The 1,523-nt window shown below is 58.2% G+C and carries 2 protein-coding genes; both read left to right on the top strand.

The genetic code is table 11. From position 1 onward, the window contains the following. The coding region (gene antA / locus ACXRVY_RS28500) for an anthranilate 1,2-dioxygenase large subunit (protein ID WP_458238890.1) at positions 1-1,231 on the top strand (1,231 nt) is incomplete at its 5' end. A gap of 1 nt (position 1,232) precedes the next feature. Next, positions 1,233-1,523 (top strand): aromatic-ring-hydroxylating dioxygenase subunit beta (locus ACXRVY_RS28495; protein WP_458238889.1); only part of this gene is annotated, 291 nt, incomplete at its 3' end.

The raw sequence follows: 1,523 nt of genomic DNA, 5'->3' as shown, positions 1-1,523 counted from the left end.
GATCTACGCCTGCCACGAGAGTGAAATCGCCAACCCCAATGATTTCCTGACGATGCGTGCGGGTCGTCAGCCCATGATCATCACCCGCGATGGCAACAATCAGCTTCACGCGCTGATCAACGCTTGTCAGCATCGGGGCGCGACCCTGACTCGCGTCAGCAAAGGCAACCAGTCCACCTTCACCTGCCCGTTCCACGCCTGGTGTTACAAAAGTGACGGCCGCCTGGTCAAGGTCAAGGCCCCGGGGGAATACCCGGAAGGCTTCGACAAGGCTACCCGCGGCCTGAAGAAAGCACGGATCGAGAGCTACAAAGGCTTCGTCTTCATCAGCCTGGACGTCAACGGCAGCGACTCGCTGCAAGACTACCTCGGCGATGCAAAGGTGTTCTTCGACATGATGGTCGCCCAGTCTCCTACCGGCGAGCTGGAAATACTGCCCGGCAAGTCGACCTACAGCTACGACGGCAATTGGAAACTGCAGCACGAAAACGGTCTGGACGGTTATCACGTCAGCACCGTGCACTACAACTACGTCTCCACGGTGCAACATCGCCAGCAAGTCAATGCCGCCAACGGCGGCGGCTCCAGCACACTGGACTACAGCAAACTGGGTGCCGGTGATGCGGAAACCGACGATGGCTGGTTCTCGTTCAAGAATGGCCACAGCCTCTTGTTCAGCGATATGCCCAACCCGACTGTGCGCGCCGGTTATGCCAGCGTCATGCCGCGCCTGGTGGAGGAATACGGCCAGCAGCAGGCTGAGTGGATGATGCACCGTCTGCGCAACCTCAACATCTACCCAAGCCTGTTCTTCATGGATCAGATCAGCTCGCAACTGCGTATCGTGCGTCCGGTAGCCTGGAACAAGACAGAAATCACCAGCCAGTGCATCGGCGTCAAGGGTGAGTCCGACGCGGACCGGGAAAACCGCATTCGCCAGTTCGAAGACTTCTTCAACGTTTCAGGCATGGGAACCCCCGACGACCTGGTGGAGTTTCGTGAAGCCCAGCGCGGCTTCCAGGCACGCCTTGAGCGCTGGAACGAAGTGTCCCGCGGCAGTGAAAAATGGGTCGAAGGCCCCAATCCCAACAGCGAGGTCCTGGGCATCAGCCCGGTACTGACCGGCACCGAGTTCACCCATGAGGGGCTCTACATCAATCAGCATGGGTCCTGGCAGCGTTTCCTTCTGCAAGGTCTGGAACAAAAAGCCCTGAAGTTGAAGGAGGTGTGAAATGAGTGCACTACAACATTCCATCGAGCAGTTCCTCTACCGCAAAGCCGAACTGTGCGATCAGCAGGATTGGGACGCCTACATCGCCCTCTTCGATGAGCAGAGTGAATTCCACCTGCCGCAATGGGAATCGGAGCATGTGTACACCACCGACCCCAAGCGCAGCATGTCGCTGATTTACTACTCGAACCGCTCTGGTCTTGAAGACCGGGTGTTTCGTCTGCGCACGGGTAAATCGGCGGCGTCAAACCCGATGCCGCGCACCCTGCACCAGATCAGCAATGTGCGAATC

It is taken from the genome of Pseudomonas sp. P5_A2_2, from assembly GCF_054177685.1.
The sequence above is the reverse complement of the archived record's forward strand: the minus strand, read 5'-3'. Positions and strand labels throughout refer to the sequence as shown.